Consider the following 15244-nt stretch of genomic DNA (forward strand, 5'->3'; position numbering starts at 1 on the left):
CCAGCCTGTCACCAGGTCACTGATCTCGTTCGATCACTGACCAGTTAGGACTTACTCGTCTAGCACCGGCTACCGCCAAATTGGCCGCGACCCGCGCAACCGGTTGCCGGCCGCGCCGACGCCCGGCTCCCCCGGCCCGCTGTGTCACGATGGCGGGGAGATGAAGACGCAGGACGGGACCCCTCCGCGCGCCGAGATCGTGATCGACCTCGACGCCGTGCGGCACAACGTCGGGCTGCTCGCGGAGCGGGCGGCCCACTCCGGCGCGGCCACCATGGTCGTGGTGAAGGCCGACGGGTACGGGCACGGGGCGACCGACGTCGCCCGGGCCGCCCTGGAAGCCGGCGCCACCTGGATCGGCGTCTGCCACCTCGAGGAAGCCCTCTCCCTGCGCCGGGCCGGCGTCACCGCACGCCTGCTGTCCTGGCTGCACGTCCCGGACGAGGACTTCGCCCCCGCGATCACCGCCGACGTCGACCTGTCGGTCTCCTCGCCGCGGGCGCTGGAGGCGGTGCTCGCCGGTGCCCACCGCGCCGGCCGCCCGGTCCGACTGCACCTCAAGGCCGATACCGGGCTCACCCGCAACGGGTGCCCGTCGGCCCAGTGGCCCGAGCTGGTCGAGGCCGCCGCCAAGGCCGAGGCCACCGGTGACGCCGAGGTCGTGGCCGTCTGGTCCCACCTGGCCAGCGCCGACGAGCCGGCCAACCCCTCGGTCGACCGGCAGGCCGCGCGCTTCGCCACCGCCTACGAGCAGGCCCGCGCCGCCGGCCTGCGCCCGATTCGCCACCTCGCGAACTCCCCGGCCGTGCTGACCCGCCCGGACCTGCACCTCGACCTGGTCCGCCCGGGCATTGCGAGCTACGGGCTCAACCCGGTCCCGTGGGCCGGTGACTTCGGTCTCCGCCCGGCGATGACCTTCCGCGCCCGGGTGGCGCTGGTCAAGCGCGTCCCGGCCGGCGAGGAGGTCTCCTACGGCGGCACCTGGACGACCCCGCGCGAGACCACGCTGGCGCTGGTGCCCACCGGCTACGCCGACGGCGTCCCCCGGGCGCTCAGCGGCCGGATGGAGGTCTGGCTGGGTGGCCGCCGCCGGCCCGTCGTCGGCCGGGTCTGCATGGACCAGATCATGGTCGACTGCGGCGACGACCCGGTCGTCGAAGGCGACGAGGTGATCCTGTTCGGCACCGGCGACCGCGGCGAGCCGACCGCCCAGGAGTGGGCCGACACGCTCGGCACCATCCACTACGAGATCGTCAGCGGCATGGTCCGGCCACGGGTGACGCGCACCGTCATCAACCGGGGAGCGCGCCGGTGAAGCCGGTGTGGCGAGCGATCAGCCTGGCCGCTGGCGTGGCGGGCGCGACCCTGCTCGGGACGGCCGTCGGCATCGCCGCGCGACGTTCCCTCCGGGCCCAGCGCCGCCACCCGATCGCTGAGGAGCCACCGGCCCGCGAGTTCACCGTCTCCGCGGATGACGGCGTGCCGCTGTCGGTGGAGGAAATCGCCCCGACGGACGGTGGGTCACCGGATCTCACCGTGGTGCTGGTGCACGGCTACACGCTCGACCGCCGATCCTGGATCTTCCAGCGCGAGTCGTTGCCCCGGCTGGCCGACCCGCGGGTGCGCCTGGTGCGGTACGACCAGCGCGGCCACGGCCGCTCCGGCCGCTCGACACGCGCGCACAGCACCCTCGACCAACTCGGTAGGGACCTGGACGCCGTGCTGCGGGTCGTCGCTCCCGACGAACCGGTGGTCCTGGTGGGCCACTCGATGGGTGGTATGACGATCATGGCACTGGCCGAGCATCGGCCCGAGCTTTTCGGCGACCCGTCACGAGGGACCGCCGGGACCCTGCCGCGAGCCCCCGCGCGGGCAACCTCCTTGGAGGCGCAAGCCCGCAACCAGCCTCGAACCATCGGCGCGGCCCCCGTGCTCGGGGTGGCATTGGTGGGCACCTCGGCCGGCGAGATCGGGCGGCGCGGGCTCCCGCGGCCGGTGCTGTCCCGCTACAACCCGTTCACCCTCGGCCTCGCCAAGCTCACCGGCTGGCAGCCCGGCCTGGTGGAGCGGGCACACCGGATGACCGGCCACCTCACCTGGGGAGCGGTGCGGGCGCTGTCGTTCGGCGACCGCAAGATCGACCCCGAGCGCGTGGACCTGGTGCACCAGATGATCGAGGGCACGTCCGTGCAGGCCATCTCGGACTTCCTCGCCACACTCGCCACCCACCACCGGTACCGCGCGCTCGCCGCCCTACGGCGGTGCGAGGTGCTGGTGATCGGCGGAGACGCCGACCAGATCACCACGTTCTCGCATTCCGAGGCGATCGCGGCGGAGCTACCCGACTCCCAACTGGTTCGGGTACCGGGTGCCGGGCACATGGTGGCCATGGAGCGACCGGAGTTGGTCGACGGGTACCTTGCGGCATTCCTGACGCGATGCGCGGCGGCGAATCGGCAGCCGCGCGAGTGGCGGGCGGACGACGACACCGGGAGCACGGAAAGGGGAGCGTGACGGTGCGCAGCGGGGTGGACGGCGTCCACGGGACCGCACAGGGCCGGGGCCGGGACGGCTTCGAGCTGCCGGACGAGGCGGACACCATCGCCTTCGGCCGCCGGCTGGGCTCCGTCCTCCGGGCCGGTGACCTGGTGCTGTTGTCCGGGCCGCTGGGAGCGGGCAAGACGGTGATGGTGCGCGGGATCGCCGAGGGGCTCGGCGTGGCCGGCCAGGTGAACTCGCCGACATTCGTGATCGCCCGTGTGCACCGGCCACGACCGGACGGCCGAGGGGTGCCGCTGGTGCACGTGGACGCGTACCGGCTGCGCGGCCTGGACGAGCTGGACGACCTCGACCTGGACACCGACCTGATGGACGCCGCCGTGGTGGTCGAGTGGGGCGAAGGTGTCGCCGAGCGACTGTCCGAGGAGGACCACCTGGTGGTGCGGCTCAACCGGCGTCCCGACGACGTGCGGGAACTGTCCCTGGAGCCGCACGGCGCGGACTGGGCCGACCGCGTCGCCTCCCTGCTTTCCTGACCGGAAGCAGGAACACGACCGTGATCCTTTCTTCATATTTTCCCGATAAACCGTTCCGGCGGTCGGAATTCGCATTTGTATCACCTGGTCCTGCGGTGCTTCCCACCGCGCGGACCCAACTACACCACGTGGGGTAAGAACCGCACGCGGATCCTTCGAAACCGCGGGCCCGATGCCACTGTTTGGTGGCTACGGCTTCGCGTGCGCTGTTCCGGAGCCTGCGGCCCAGGGAAGGGAGAGGGATGAGACGCATGATGCGCGCGGTGCGCGTCGGGGCGGCGTTGCTCGGTGCGGCTGCGGCCTTGGTCGCCACCTCGCTGCCCGCCTCCGCGGAGGCGACCGCCGTGGTGACCGGCGACGAGGACTTCGGCCGTAACGTCGTGCTCGAGGGTTACGGCTCGTGGCGGACCTCGCTGATCGGCCTGCGCCTTGCCGACGGTACGGATCTGCGGACCTACTGTGTCGAGCTGGACGTGGACACCCGCAAGGGAGCCCCGATGACGGAGGCGCCCTGGGAGGCTTACCCGGACGCGAGCAAGGCGTTCAAGTCCCAGCCCGACAAGGTGCTGTGGATCCTGAGCCACTCGTACCCGACGGTGCAGCTCGACGAGTTGAGCAAGAAGGTCGGCGTCGGCCTGGACAAGCAGGAGGCGATCGCCGGCACGCAGGCCGCCATCTGGCACTACAGCAACGGCGTGAAGTTCGTCGAGGGCCGGAACGAGCGTGACGTCACCGCCCTCTACAAGTACCTGACCGGCCCGGAGAACGTCGGCCAGAAGCAGCAGCCGCCGGTGTCGCTGGAGCTGACGCCCGCGACGGCCAAGGGCGTCGCGGGTGAGCGGATCGGCCCGTTCACCGTCAACACCACCGCCGAGTCGGTGCAGGTGTCGGTGGAGACCAAGTCCGGCAAGGCCGTGCAGCTCGTCGACGCCAACGGCAAGCCGGTGACCGAGGTGAAGAACGGGGACAAGGTCTTCGTGCTGCCCTCGGCGGACTCCGACGCCGGTTCCGCCACGATCAAGGCCACGGCGACCAGCGGCGCCACCGTGGAGAAGGGCCGGCTGTTCGTCGGCTCCGACCCCAAGGCCCGCACGCAGACCCTGATCACGGCGGAGACCACCACGACCAAGCCGATGGCCGAGGTGAAGGCGCAGTGGACGGCCAAGCCGGCGCCGACCACCACCCCCGCCCCGACCACGACCGCGCCGCCGACCACGACGCCGCCGACCACCACCGAGGTGGTTCCGCCGGCGACGACCAGCCAGCCCCCGTCGGTCTCGATCGATGACAAGAAGAACCTTGCGAACACCGGCGCCTCCGTGTGGGGTGCTCTTGGTGCCGCTGCCGTTCTTCTGGGCGCGGGTGTGGTCGCACTTGTGCTGACGCGCCGGCGTCGCAGGGCCTGACGGCTCATCCCGGCACGACCGACGAGAGGTGCCGCCCCCTCGGGGTTGGGGGCGGCGCCTCTCTTCTGTTGTGGGTCGAGTGGCACGTCGCCTGTCCTGCCGCGCCAGCCCGGCGCGTTGCCGGTCTACAGCCACGCCAGGATCAGGGGCACCCCGACGAGGAACACCGCCAGGTTTGCGGTGAGGACGGTCCCGGCGCAGCCCCCTGGCAGCGCCGAGAGGCGCTCCTGGAGGCACAGGAAACAGACGACGCAATGGCCATGCTCGCCCCGACGAAGGCCGCGACCGCCGCCCTGCTCCCGATATCCAGGACTCCGGTCCGATCCCATGTCAGAAGGACACATCCGAGCAGGGTCAGCGCGAGTGAGAGCCAGGACAGCTCGGATAAGGGCTGACGCCGGACTTCCCGCGGGCGTGGCTCGGCACGTTTCTCGTGATCAATCAGCCGGCTCACAGTCGATCACGCACCGATCGCGGATCGAGTATCCATAGATCAGGCCGGCACGCATCCGCGTGCGTTTCGTTCACCTTTGGTTTCTCAATGGGCCGCCGAAGCCTCCAGACCATGCGGGGGACCGTTGGGGCTGGATGCGACGGCCTGGCCCGTTCCGGAGCCGGCGGGGGTACGTCCGGTGTCGGCGTCGCCGCCGAGCCCGACCGAAAGGGTGGCCAACAGGGCGGTGATGACCTCCTCCGCCTCCGGGCCGAAGCAGCCCCCCAGCTCCAGCGTGACGACACCATGGAGCGCGCTCCACAGCTGCGCGGCGACCAGTACCGGATCGGCAGCGACGAAGCTGCCGGTCTCGATGGCCCGGCGCACGGCCTCCACCAGCACCTCGAACGTCCTGCCCGCTTCGGTCAGTTCCCCGTCTCGCGGTTGCCGGTACCTGCTCAGCGACACGTTCTGGAACATCACCTTGTACAGATGCGGGTTGGCCAACGCGTTGGCCCGGTAGGCCAGTGCCAGGTTCCCAAGGTCGACGACCGGCTCGCCGCTCGGGCACACCTGGCTCAGGTGTGCATCGAGCCGGTGGAAACCTTCTCGGGTGACGGCGGCGACGACCTCCTGTACCCCAGCGAAATGGGCATCGACGGTCCTGGCGGAGGTGCCGGTCTCGGCTGCCAGGCGTTGGGTCGACAGTGCGCAGGTGCCTTCTTCCACGAGGATCCGGGCAGCGGCTTCGACCAGCTGACCGTGGACAGCTATGCCGGGGTCCTGAAGGTCGGATGGGTGCGGCGGCATGTCCGGACCTTCTCGTATACGGGCGCTGTCGCGCAGTCAAAGCGTCGCGATTCGCCCTGCTGCAGCAGCGTCACCGCCAAGCCGTCGGATCACGGCCCACCACGCGGTGAGGCGGCCCGCGGCACGTAGCTCGGCGATCCGGCTGACCGGCGAGAACACTCGTTCTCTCGTACCGTCCCACCATGAAGAACATGACGGACGCCGAGTGGCGGGCCTTTCTCACCGCGGACACTCGCACCGCCAAGCTGGCCACGGTCCGCGAGGACGGCCGACCACACGTGGCGCCGGTCTGGTTCGTGCTGGATGGCGACACCCTGGTGTTCACCACCGGAGCCACCTCGGTGAAGGGGCGCAACCTCCGCCGCACCGGGTACGCGGCGGTGGCTGTCGATACCGACGGGCCACCGTACGCCTTCGTGACGGTGGAGGGGCCGGTGTCGATCAGCGACGACCAAGACGAGAAGCTGCGGTGGGCAACCGCCGTCGCCCGGCGGTACGTGGGCGACAAGTTGGCGCCGGCCTTCGGGGCTCGCAACGCGGTCCCGGGAGAGATCGTGGTGCGGCTCAGCATCGCGAAGGTGGTCGGCATGGACCTGAGCGACTAGCGGAGCCGGCCCGGTTGCCGAGGCGAGGAACAGGTGGGTGGGCGCGGCCGCCTACTCTGGACGGGTGCTCGTGCTCGCCATCGACACCGCCACGCCCGCGGTCACGACCGGCCTGGTCCACCTGGACACGGACGGGGCCCCGGGCACCCTGGCCCAGCAGATCACTGTCGACCCCCGGGCCCACGGTGAGCTGCTGACCCCACACATCAAGGCCACGCTGGCCGAGGCCGACACCGAGCTGGGCCAGCTCGACGCCATCGTGGTCGGCGCGGGACCGGGACCGTTCACCGGCCTGCGCGTCGGCATGGTCACCGCCGCCGCGCTCGGCCACGCCCTGGGCTGCCCGGTCCACCCCGTGGCCACCCTCGACGCCATCGCCCACGACGTGTTCGCCGCTGCCCCCGCCGAACCGCTCCTGGTCGCCACGGACGCCCGCCGCCGCGAGATCTACTGGGCCCGCTACGACGAGACGGGCGCGCGGGTCGACGGCCCGCACGTCGAGCGCCCCGCCGACGTGACAGCACGGGGCCTGGAGGTCGAGCGCGCCGCCGGCCACGGCGCGGAGCTGTACGCCGACGTCCTCGGCCTGCACCTCATCCCCCCGCCGTTCCCCAGCCCGGAGGGCCTGGTCGGGGTCGCCGCCGACGCGCTGCGCTCGGGCGCCGAACCGGCCCCGCTCACCCCGCTCTACCTGCGCCGCCCCGACGCCGTCGAGCCCGGCGCCCGCAAGCGGGTGACCCAGCCGTGAGCGAGCCCGCGGTGCGCCTCGACCGGCTCGGCTACGCGGACCTGGCCCGCTGCGCCGAGCTGGAGAAGGTGCTTTTCCGGGGCGACGACCCCTGGCGGGCCTCGGTCTTCGCCTCCGAGCTCGACCAGGGCCACTACTACCTCGGCGCCTACCTGCGACCGGCCGAGGGGGAGCCGGAACTGCTCGTCGGTTACGCCGGCCTGGCCGTCGTCGGTCGCCGGCCGGTGGCCGAGGCGAGCATCCAGACGATCGGCGTCGACCCGGCCTGGCAGGGGCGCGGGATCGGTCGAGCGCTGCTCCGCGCGCTGTTGAAGCGCGCGGACTCGTTCGAGGCCACCACGTTCCTCGAGGTGCGCACCGACAACGCGGCGGCCATCCAGCTGTACCAGGCGCACGGCTTCGAGACCGTCGGCCTGCGCAAGCGTTACTACCAGCCGTCCGGCGCGGACGCGTACACCATGCGGCGTCTGCCGGCCACGGCGGTCGAGAAGGGGAGAAGCGCGTCGTGAGCGCGAATGCTGCCGCGATCGTTCTCGGGATCGAGACGTCCTGCGACGAGACGGGCGTCGGTGTCGTCCGGATGCGCGCCGACGGCCACGTCGAGCTGCTGGCCGACGAGGTCGCGTCCAGTGTGGACGAGCACGCCCGCTTCGGCGGTGTTGTTCCGGAGGTCGCCAGCCGGGCGCACCTGGAGGCCATGGTGCCGACGGTGCAACGCGCCATGACGGTCGCGAACGTGAAAGAGTCCGATGTGGACGCTGTTGCGGTGACCGCCGGACCCGGACTCGCGGGCGCACTCCTCGTCGGTGTCGCCGCGGCGAAGGCATATGCGACGGCGTGGGGAGTGCCGCTCTACGGCGTCAACCACCTCTCCGCGCACGTTGCCGTGGACACCCTGGAACACGGGCCACTCCCCGGACCAGCACTGGCGCTGCTGGTTTCCGGTGGGCACTCCAGCCTCCTGGAAGTGGACGACCTCGCGGGGCCGGTCACCCAGCTTGGCGCCACGATCGACGATGCCGCGGGCGAGGCGTTCGACAAGATCGCCCGGGTGCTCGGCCTGCCATTCCCCGGCGGGCCCTACATCGACCGCGCCGCCCGCGAGGGCGACCCGGAGGCCATCGCGTTCCCGCGCGGTCTCACCGGACCCCGTGACCCCGCCTACGACTTCTCCTTCGCCGGCCTCAAGACCGCGGTCGCGCGCTGGGTGGAGAACGAGGAACGCGTGGGGCGTTCCATCCCGGTCGCCGACGTCGCCGCCTCGTTCCAGGAAGCGGTTGCTGATGTGCTCACCGCGAAGACCGTGCGCGCGGCCAGGGACAAGGGCGTCGACCAGCTCGTCATCGGCGGCGGTGTGGCGGCCAACTCGCGCCTGCGTTCGATGGCCGAACAACGTTGCGCCGACGCGGGTATCCATCTTCGCGTGCCACGGCCGAAGCTGTGCACGGACAACGGCGCGATGGTTGCCGCGCTGGGCTCCCACCTGCTGGCCGCGAACGTTCCGGAGTCCTCGCTGGACATTCCGGCGAACCCGGGCCTGTTCGTCTCCGAAATCGTGATGCCCTGAGCCCGCGAAGGCGGTCGTCCTGACACGCGTTGTGGTGGCACGACTTTTCGGCCGTGCCACCACAGCACATGTCAGGGCTTCAAGACATTACGAGGCGGAGTCGGTCTCCGTCCCACGCTCCGCCGCGACCTTGTCGAGTGCGTGTTGCGCCTCGGTGAGCGTCTGGATCCAGACCGGTAGCTCCTCCCGCTTGATGGCCAGGTAGAGCTGGGCGTTCGGGCCGGTCGTCAGGAACACCTCGTCGCCATAGCCGTCGGTATTGAAGGTGAGCCCACCCCGCTCGACGGCCTCCGCACGCCTCCTCACCACACCGTCCCCGCCCTTCAGCTCCGCGTCCTGCACCGCGACGTACAACATCTCGCCTCCCCGTCGCCACCCGCTGGTTGCTATGGGTGGTTGGTCGGTTACTCTGCCGTTCGGCTTAGGCAAGATACTTTGATTATTTTCATGATCGAAAGTGCCTGATTGGGTGAGGTGGCGCGATGAGTGGATCGGCACGACTTCGCCGGCTCGGTGCGGAACTACGGCGGCTGCGGGAGGCCGCCAACCTGACCCAGGCTCAACTTGCCAGGACGCTGGGGCGTTCTCAGGTGTCGCTGGTCCACTGGGAGCATGGCCGGACCCGCATCGGCAAGTCGGACCTGCACATGTTGTTGATGGAGCTGGGTGCGTCCGAGGACGTTCGGGCCGAGCTGGAGAAGCTGCGTCTGGACGGTCGCAAGAAAAACTGGTGGTCGGTCTTCAAACTCCCGGAGTGGTTGCGCCCGTTGGTGAGCTTCGAGGCGGATGCGGCCAAGATCGAAGCGTTCGAGCCGATCTTGGTTCCAGGGCTGCTCCAGACCGAGTCATACTCCCGAGTGGTTCACATAGCCGGTCCCCACGCCACCCCACCCGACAAGGTGGATGACCGCGTGAAGCTTCGGATAGAGCGGCAGCGCCGTCTTGAGGGCGAAGACCCTTTGCGGTTTCACGCGGTGATCGCCGAGGCGGCGCTGCGACTGGAGGTAGGTGGATCGGCAGTCATGAGCGAGCAGCTTTGGCATCTGGTGAAGTTGGCCAGCGCACCGAACATCCGCATCCAGGTACTGCCCAGCAGTGTTGGCGCGCACTCAGCGCTGAGCGGCAACTTCGCCGTACTCCACTTCACAGACCCCAAGCTTGACCCTCCGCTCGGCTACGCCGACGACTCCGTTGGCGGGCACATCATCGATGACCAGGCAGATGTCGAGGTCTTGATGAGCATGTTCGGGGAACTCTCGCGGATCGCTCTGTCAGAGCCAGAGTCCGTGGACTTCATCGCCACGGTGATGCGTGAATACGCTTCATAGCTGAAGGCGTGTCGAGGAGGGTTAGGTTGATGACTGGTCTGTCTGCCGTCTCTTGGCGGAAGAGTAGCCGCAGTGGCTCCAGCAGCATGTGTGTGGAGGTCGCCCGGTCGTCTGGTTGGGTCGCACTGCGTGACAGCAAGGACCCGACCGGCCCTGCCCTCGTGGTCAGTCCGGAGATCTTCGACATGTTCCTGCGCCGCTTATGCCAGGGGTGACCGATGACCGAACGGCTCGTGTGGCGGAAGAGCAGCCGCAGCGGATCCAACAACACGTAGGTGGAGGTCGGCCGATCGGCCGGCGCCGTGGGTTGACCAAGGTCAGGACGGCCCGTCTGGGATGCGTCGCGGCCCGCCGGTCGTCCGTGCCGTCTCGCGGAGTCGCCGCTACGGATCACGCCCCGGGGGAAGGCTTCCTTCTCGATTTGAAGGGCCACTCGGACAGGAAGTACGTCCGTGCCAGAACCGCGGCTGCCAGGACTAGCAGGATCGCGGCCACAACCCAGGGTGTCCAAGGCCCGCGCGGTAGATAGATATTGAGTATGGTCAACGCCGCCATCAGCGTGGGAGGGAAGCACACCCAAAATCGTCGCGCTTTCTTGTCCTGTCCGTCCACGCCTACCTACCAAACCGACACTTCTTGAACATGCCGATACACCCGCTCACGGTTCCGTAAACGTTCACGAGATTCTCCGCATCTGTCATCGGCCGCCACGACCGCCACCCACCCCGACCACTCACAGCATGACCAACCCCCGACGAGCTAGCGGCCGCGACCATCAGACGTGCCTCGCCGTGAGTCCGTGTCCCGGGCTCCACTCTGATCTTGTCCCTTGCTGGGATCGAATCGCGCGTTCTTTCCCTTACCGCTCGTGGCATGCCGTTCTCGTACCCCAATCGGTCGCCCCTGCTGGGCATACCATGGGATGGCCGCGGCATTACGCCGCGGCCACCCTGTCGATGTCCGGTCCTACAGGTCGAGCAAGGTTAGTACTTCGCGGACGGCGCGTAGGAGGTCATCATCCGTCGGATCACCGGGCTCGCGCAGGCTCGCGTCAGCCGTATAGTCTTCGAGAAAGAAGAACATTTCTTTCAGAGCCTCGTACAGCACGCCATGTGTCCGCTCGCCGGAGTCTCGTTCCCGCCTCCAGGCGTCATACCAGTCCATCTCAAAGGACTTGGGGGAGATCTCACCGGTTACCAGCGCGGTCATGAGGGTCAACTGGTCGGCCACGGCCGAGCCTGGTTCCACCTCCTGTGCGGTCTTCCATGATCGACGTGTGGGCGGGTACTGGGCCGCAATGGCTCGGAGCGGGTCACCAACCTTCTTTGCCTGGCGGCGGAACAGGGCGCGGGCCGCGTCAACTCCACCGTTCATGGTCATGGCACCATTTACAAATGCTGGGTCACCACCGAGCAGTGAGTACCCCTGGGTGGTGACCACGAGGGCGGCCGACACGTCGGGCAGCGCGACCACGAACTCGGTGTCCCGCCAAGTGGCGTCGGCCAGCTCCGCCGAATCGACTAGTGACACCCACACCAGCTCCTCACCGGCGTGCTCCTCACCGAGCCGCCAGCCACTCCAGTGGTCACGCCGACTGTTGCCGCACCCGCATAAAGTGCATCAGCGAGCGTGCGGTTGATGTGGGCGGGCGATGCCACCGGCACGACGATCCCGGCCATACTGCTCAACCAGGCCGGGCTGAAGGTCGTCCCGCCCTCGAACAGGATGGCGGACAGTTCGCCGCGGGTGCGTGGTACGACTCGGCTTGTCACGTGAGGGACTCCTTGTGGATGCTGCTGGCGAACTGCTTGTCTCCCAGTTTCCCACCTTGGTCAGGAGGTGACTTCTCGGCAAGTGAGCCGACGCGGATGCGTTCTTCTGGAGGCTGCCTGGTCGAACCGACGCGATGATTTCACCGCTGGTGAAGACTTCAGCCTGGTTTTCTAACTCGTTTATGGGAAAGCCCGCACCCTCCGCTGTCCGGTGCGGAGGGTACGGGCTTCGTCAGAGCCCCGCTATAGCCGAGGACGGCCAGCCCCGCGATTGGGGTGTGACTATCGAAGTTCGACCTCTGAGGTTCGGTCGCTGATCACCGACAGCAGGCTATCCAAAGTCGATTGCGTCAGATGTCGCTGTGTGTCGGTGAAGTTCTCCCAGCGAATCCGGGGTGCGGCGCGTGCTCCCCAGCCCCCGTGGAGGCAGTCGGTCAAGGAGTCCAGGTTCCAGCCGAAGTAGCCGCCGGGGCCGTTGACGGCCTCGCCGATGGCGAGGTAGAAGCTGTCGAGATCGACGATGTGCTCGCCGTTGAGCACGATCTCGCTGGTCGGCGTCTTCGGTCGGGCTGCACCGCTGGTGGCGAAGGCGCTCAACGCCACCACCTGCAGCCATCCGGCGCGACGGCCGGATGGAAGCTCGGTCCAGAGGTTCTTTTGTTGCGGTCCGCCCTGGCGCCACAGCTCCCACACCGGTTGCGCGTCGCGGTGCGGCAGGAGTGCGGTGGCACAGGTGATCTGGCGCCGGTCCTCATCCAGTCGGGTCAGTTCAGCGTTCCAGGCACTGTAGGCGCCCAACACCTCGCCGTGGCCGCCAAGAACCTGGACCTCGAGGGAGTCCAGTGCCGTCCCCGCCGCGCCGCCTTCACCACCAGGTGACTGGAACGGTGGCACCGGGGTGAACCCGGTGAGCGTGAACGTCCACTCGTCCAGATCGTGGTCGCTGGAGATGATGCGGCTGTCCTGCTCGCGGCCGCCACCGCCCACGAAGAAGTCGTGAACTTCGGTGGCCGTCGCTACGGGTAGGTCCTCGGCGCGATCGTATATCGCGTATCTCGGTGACGGTCCTGCTATCCGGCTCACTGTGTTTGCTCCTGATCCTCAGAATACCTGCTTGCTGTTCGCGAACAGATGATTCTGGCTCGCCGAGACAACCTGCTCGATTTGGTCATATTTGACGTATTTCCGGGAAGTCTACGGCAGTCATTATTGAGAAGATGTCGACAAATTCCGAAAAGCTCAAAATTCGCGTTCCTCGTCGAACCAGTCCTGAACCAGCTCAGGCGCGATCTCGACGGGAGCATGGGCGGCCAGCAGGTGTACGCTGGTTTTAGCTCATTGTTGTACGGTGTCTGAGAGGATTCATAGGTATCCTCCGACTCTCAGCTGCTTGAGTCACTTCTCGTGAGCCTCGTGCCTCACCGTATGTTTGCGTCCCAGGCTCCACTCTGATCTTGTCCCTTGCTGGGATCGAATCGCGCGTTCTTTCCCTTACCGCTCGTGGCATGCCGTTCTCGTACCCCAATCGGTCGCCCCTGCTGGGCATACCATGGGATGGCCGCGGCATTACGCCGCGGCCACCCTGTCGATGTCCGGTCCTACAGGTCGAGCAAGGTTAGTACTTCGCGGACGGCGCGTAGGAGGTCATCATCCGTCGGATCACCGGGCTCGCGTAGGCTTGGGTCAGCGGTATAGTCTTCGAGAAAATAGAAAATTCTATTTAGGGCGTCGTACAGTAGGCCGTGTGTCCGCTCGCCGGTGGCTAGCTCTCTGCTTCGGGAATCCAGCCAGTTTCTCACAAAGGATGCGGGGGAGATCTCGCCGGCTACCAGTGCGGTCATGAGGGCGAGTTGGTCGGCCACGGCTGAGCCTGGGTCGACCTCCTGCGCGGTTTTCCATGAGCGATGCGTGCGCGGGTACTGGGCCGCGATGCGCCGGAGCGCAGCACCACCTTTCTTTGCCTGGCGACGAAACAGGTCTCGGGCAGCGTCAACTCCGTCGGCCACGGCTCGCTCCACGAACGCCTGAGAGCCGCCGAGCAGTGAGTATCCCTTGGTGGTGACCACGAGGGCGCCCGACAGGTCGGGCAGCGCCACCACAAACTCGGTGTCCTGCCAGGTCGCGTCGGCCAGCTCCGCCGCATCGACCAGTGACACCGTGACCAGCTCCTCGTCGACGTGGTCTTGGCCGAGTCGCCCTGCTAGCGCCGTGCTTGCGCCGACAGCTGCGGCACCGGCACAAAACGCGTCAGCGAGCTTGCGGTTGATGCAAGCAGGTGATGTCAGCGGAACCACTGTCCCAGCCACACTGCTTAACCAAGCCGGACTGAAGGTCGTCCCGTTCTCGAACAGGATGGCGGACAGCTCACCGCATGTGCATGGCACGGTACGCCCTACCCCCACAAGAACCCCTTTTGGATAATGCTTAGGAATTGTTTTTCTTTCAAATTCCACGCCGACCAGAAGGTCCCGTCAGAGCGCAACATGACCATCTTGGAGGGGTCCGCCTTCTTTATTCCTGGCTTGATGAACCCGATCGCACTGCCCTGGTGGCGGTAGTTGAATCGGTATATTTTCGTCTCGGGGTCGAGCATGTGCTGACGCATGGCCGCCTCGAACCTCGCAAGATTCTGCTTGTTGCGGTTGCCCGTAACGCCGAAGACCGCAGCGTGTTCATCATACTTCTTGCTCATGGTCTTTGGGTTGGTGAAGTCGGCTGCGCGCTCCCAGCCGCCCTTGGCGCCTGCAGGCCCGCAGCCGGCGTTGTGTACGAGGATGGGGTAGTGCCGGCCAGCACATAGTAGGTGTGAATGCCCTCAACCGTGAGGTTGTAGACCTTCATGACCTCGGTGTGCCGGGTGGTGCTCGTGGCGACCACGTGGTCCCCGGTCACCGTCTGGAGGTGCTCACCGGCCCGGATGTCCTGGGCATCGATCCACTGGCCACGCTCGGTGACCCAGAACGGGTGGCGCGCCGTGACCTCGATGGTCCCTCTGTTGGGGCCGTCCACGGCGACCGAGACCATCTGTTTGACCCCCTGTCCGACGATGACCCTGGTGACCGCGCGGGCCGCGGTCTGTCTGGTTGTCGGGTCGGTGGCGGTGACCTGATCGCCGACCGCAATGTCCTTGATCGGCTTGGTGGTGCCGTCGGCCATCAGGACCGGTACTGTGGGTGCGAAGCTGTTGCCTGGCACCTTGCAGGTCTCAATGGCCCGTTGCATCGCCGTACGGCCGGCCTTGACCTCGTTCTTTGCTTGTGCGGTCCGTTTGAGGAAGGTGCCGACCTTGCCGGCGATCTTGGCGATGGCGGCGACGAGCTTGCCGCCCTTGGTGACCAGGAGGAGTGGGCTGGCGAGGGTGAGTGCGTTGATGGTGGTCCAGATGCAGCCCTCGACGTCGCCCTGGGTGAAGCACTTGACGGCGTCGTTGTAGCCGATCACCTCGAGGATGACCTCGGCGCCTTCCCGTTTGAGGAAGTCGAACAAGGTCATGTTCGCGTCGGCGACCGCCTTGTGGAACTTGTCAATGCAGGCGGTGGA

The 15244-nt window shown here is 67.7% G+C and carries 17 protein-coding genes; 10 read left to right on the top strand and 7 right to left on the bottom strand.

The window, feature by feature from the left end; all coding sequences use genetic code 11:
* Positions 1-160: 160 nt before the first annotated feature.
* The 4 genes from alr to IEY55_RS15555 all read left to right on the top strand — a co-directional run bounded on the left by alr (position 161) and on the right by IEY55_RS15555 (position 4441).
* On the top strand, positions 161-1315 hold the full coding sequence (gene alr / locus IEY55_RS15540) for an alanine racemase (RefSeq protein WP_189058437.1): 1155 nt from the start codon (positions 161-163) through the stop codon (positions 1313-1315).
* Positions 1312-2514, top strand: a complete 1203-nt coding sequence (locus tag IEY55_RS15545; protein WP_189058439.1) for an alpha/beta fold hydrolase — start codon at positions 1312-1314, stop codon at positions 2512-2514. Before alr ends, IEY55_RS15545 begins: the two co-directional genes overlap by 4 nt.
* Before the next feature lie 2 nt (positions 2515-2516).
* Positions 2517-3035 (top strand): tRNA (adenosine(37)-N6)-threonylcarbamoyltransferase complex ATPase subunit type 1 TsaE, encoded by a 519-nt coding sequence (tsaE, locus tag IEY55_RS15550; RefSeq protein ID WP_373290019.1) that lies wholly within the window; start codon positions 2517-2519, stop codon positions 3033-3035.
* A gap of 242 nt (positions 3036-3277) precedes the next feature.
* Positions 3278-4441 (top strand): thioester domain-containing protein, encoded by a 1164-nt coding sequence (locus IEY55_RS15555; protein ID WP_189058443.1) that lies wholly within the window; start codon positions 3278-3280, stop codon positions 4439-4441.
* A gap of 538 nt (positions 4442-4979) precedes the next feature.
* Here the strand turns inward: IEY55_RS15555 and IEY55_RS15560 are convergent.
* The gene (locus IEY55_RS15560; RefSeq protein ID WP_189058445.1) at positions 4980-5684 is read right to left on the bottom strand and encodes a TetR/AcrR family transcriptional regulator; all 705 of its coding nucleotides are present in this window, start codon (positions 5682-5684) and stop codon (positions 4980-4982) included.
* A gap of 182 nt (positions 5685-5866) precedes the next feature.
* Between IEY55_RS15560 and IEY55_RS15565 the strand changes: the two genes are divergently transcribed.
* The 4 genes from IEY55_RS15565 (at position 5867) to tsaD (ending at position 8604) form a co-directional block, all read left to right on the top strand.
* Positions 5867-6289: a PPOX class F420-dependent oxidoreductase gene (locus IEY55_RS15565; protein ID WP_229686427.1), complete on the top strand. Its 423-nt coding sequence runs from the start codon at positions 5867-5869 to the stop codon at positions 6287-6289.
* 64 nt (positions 6290-6353) lie between these two features.
* Positions 6354-7037: a tRNA (adenosine(37)-N6)-threonylcarbamoyltransferase complex dimerization subunit type 1 TsaB gene (gene tsaB, locus IEY55_RS15570; protein ID WP_189058447.1), complete on the top strand. Its 684-nt coding sequence runs from the start codon at positions 6354-6356 to the stop codon at positions 7035-7037.
* A gap of 11 nt (positions 7038-7048) precedes the next feature.
* Positions 7049-7546: a ribosomal protein S18-alanine N-acetyltransferase gene (rimI, locus tag IEY55_RS15575; protein ID WP_189058678.1), complete on the top strand. Its 498-nt coding sequence runs from the start codon at positions 7049-7051 to the stop codon at positions 7544-7546.
* Positions 7543-8604, top strand: coding sequence for a tRNA (adenosine(37)-N6)-threonylcarbamoyltransferase complex transferase subunit TsaD (tsaD, locus tag IEY55_RS15580; RefSeq protein ID WP_189058449.1), 1062 nt, complete (start codon positions 7543-7545; stop codon positions 8602-8604). The genes rimI and tsaD overlap by 4 nt, the downstream gene beginning before the upstream one ends.
* 87 nt (positions 8605-8691) lie before the next feature.
* Here the strand turns inward: tsaD and IEY55_RS15585 are convergent, their stop codons facing one another.
* Complete coding sequence (locus IEY55_RS15585; protein WP_189058451.1) at positions 8692-8961, bottom strand: hypothetical protein; 270 nt, start codon at positions 8959-8961, stop codon at positions 8692-8694.
* 125 nt (positions 8962-9086) lie between these two features.
* Here IEY55_RS15585 and IEY55_RS15590 point away from each other — a divergent pair, with 125 nt between their 5' ends.
* Both IEY55_RS15590 and IEY55_RS15595 read left to right on the top strand, forming a co-directional pair.
* Complete coding sequence (locus IEY55_RS15590; RefSeq protein WP_189058453.1) at positions 9087-9932, top strand: helix-turn-helix domain-containing protein; 846 nt, start codon at positions 9087-9089, stop codon at positions 9930-9932.
* A gap of 29 nt (positions 9933-9961) precedes the next feature.
* Positions 9962-10147, top strand: a complete 186-nt coding sequence (locus IEY55_RS15595) for a DUF397 domain-containing protein (RefSeq protein ID WP_189058454.1) — start codon at positions 9962-9964, stop codon at positions 10145-10147.
* A gap of 751 nt (positions 10148-10898) precedes the next feature.
* Here IEY55_RS15595 and IEY55_RS15600 read toward each other — a convergent pair.
* The 5 genes from IEY55_RS15600 to IEY55_RS15620 form a co-directional block, all read right to left on the bottom strand.
* Positions 10899-11462 (bottom strand): colicin immunity domain-containing protein, encoded by a 564-nt coding sequence (locus IEY55_RS15600; protein WP_189058455.1) that lies wholly within the window; start codon positions 11460-11462, stop codon positions 10899-10901.
* A gap of 524 nt (positions 11463-11986) precedes the next feature.
* On the bottom strand, positions 11987-12787 hold the full coding sequence (locus IEY55_RS15605; protein WP_229686428.1) for a barstar family protein: 801 nt from the start codon (positions 12785-12787) through the stop codon (positions 11987-11989).
* A 515-nt stretch (positions 12788-13302) separates the two neighbouring features.
* Complete coding sequence (locus IEY55_RS15610; protein WP_189058456.1) at positions 13303-13860, bottom strand: hypothetical protein; 558 nt, start codon at positions 13858-13860, stop codon at positions 13303-13305.
* A 236-nt stretch (positions 13861-14096) separates the two neighbouring features.
* A complete protein-coding gene (locus tag IEY55_RS15615) occupies positions 14097-14396 on the bottom strand; it encodes a colicin D domain-containing protein (protein WP_189058457.1) in 300 nt (99 codons plus the stop codon).
* Positions 14393-15196, bottom strand: a complete 804-nt coding sequence (locus tag IEY55_RS15620) for a Hint domain-containing protein (RefSeq protein WP_189058458.1) — start codon at positions 15194-15196, stop codon at positions 14393-14395. Before IEY55_RS15620 ends, IEY55_RS15615 begins: the two co-directional genes overlap by 4 nt.
* Positions 15197-15244: the final 48 nt, after the last annotated feature.

The organism is Longimycelium tulufanense (assembly GCF_014645795.1).
Lineage (GTDB): Bacteria > Actinomycetota > Actinomycetes > Mycobacteriales > Pseudonocardiaceae > Longimycelium > Longimycelium tulufanense.

Excerpts from the sequence above, each read along its gene's own strand:
- IEY55_RS15615 (WP_189058457.1), bottom strand. The coding sequence starts at position 14,396 with ATGAGCAAGAAGTATGATGAACACGCTGCGGTCTTCGGCGTTACGGGC.
- IEY55_RS15595 (WP_189058454.1), top strand. The coding sequence starts at position 9,962 with ATGACTGGTCTGTCTGCCGTCTCTTGGCGGAAGAGTAGCCGCAGTGGC.
- IEY55_RS15620 (WP_189058458.1), bottom strand. The coding sequence starts at position 15,196 with ATGACCTTGTTCGACTTCCTCAAACGGGAAGGCGCCGAGGTCATCCTC.
- IEY55_RS15585 (WP_189058451.1), bottom strand. The coding sequence starts at position 8,961 with ATGTTGTACGTCGCGGTGCAGGACGCGGAGCTGAAGGGCGGGGACGGT.
- alr (WP_189058437.1), top strand. The coding sequence starts at position 161 with ATGAAGACGCAGGACGGGACCCCTCCGCGCGCCGAGATCGTGATCGAC.
- IEY55_RS15565 (WP_229686427.1), top strand. The coding sequence starts at position 5,867 with ATGAAGAACATGACGGACGCCGAGTGGCGGGCCTTTCTCACCGCGGAC.
- IEY55_RS15590 (WP_189058453.1), top strand. The coding sequence starts at position 9,087 with ATGAGTGGATCGGCACGACTTCGCCGGCTCGGTGCGGAACTACGGCGG.
- IEY55_RS15560 (WP_189058445.1), bottom strand. The coding sequence starts at position 5,684 with ATGCCGCCGCACCCATCCGACCTTCAGGACCCCGGCATAGCTGTCCAC.
- IEY55_RS15555 (WP_189058443.1), top strand. The coding sequence starts at position 3,278 with ATGAGACGCATGATGCGCGCGGTGCGCGTCGGGGCGGCGTTGCTCGGT.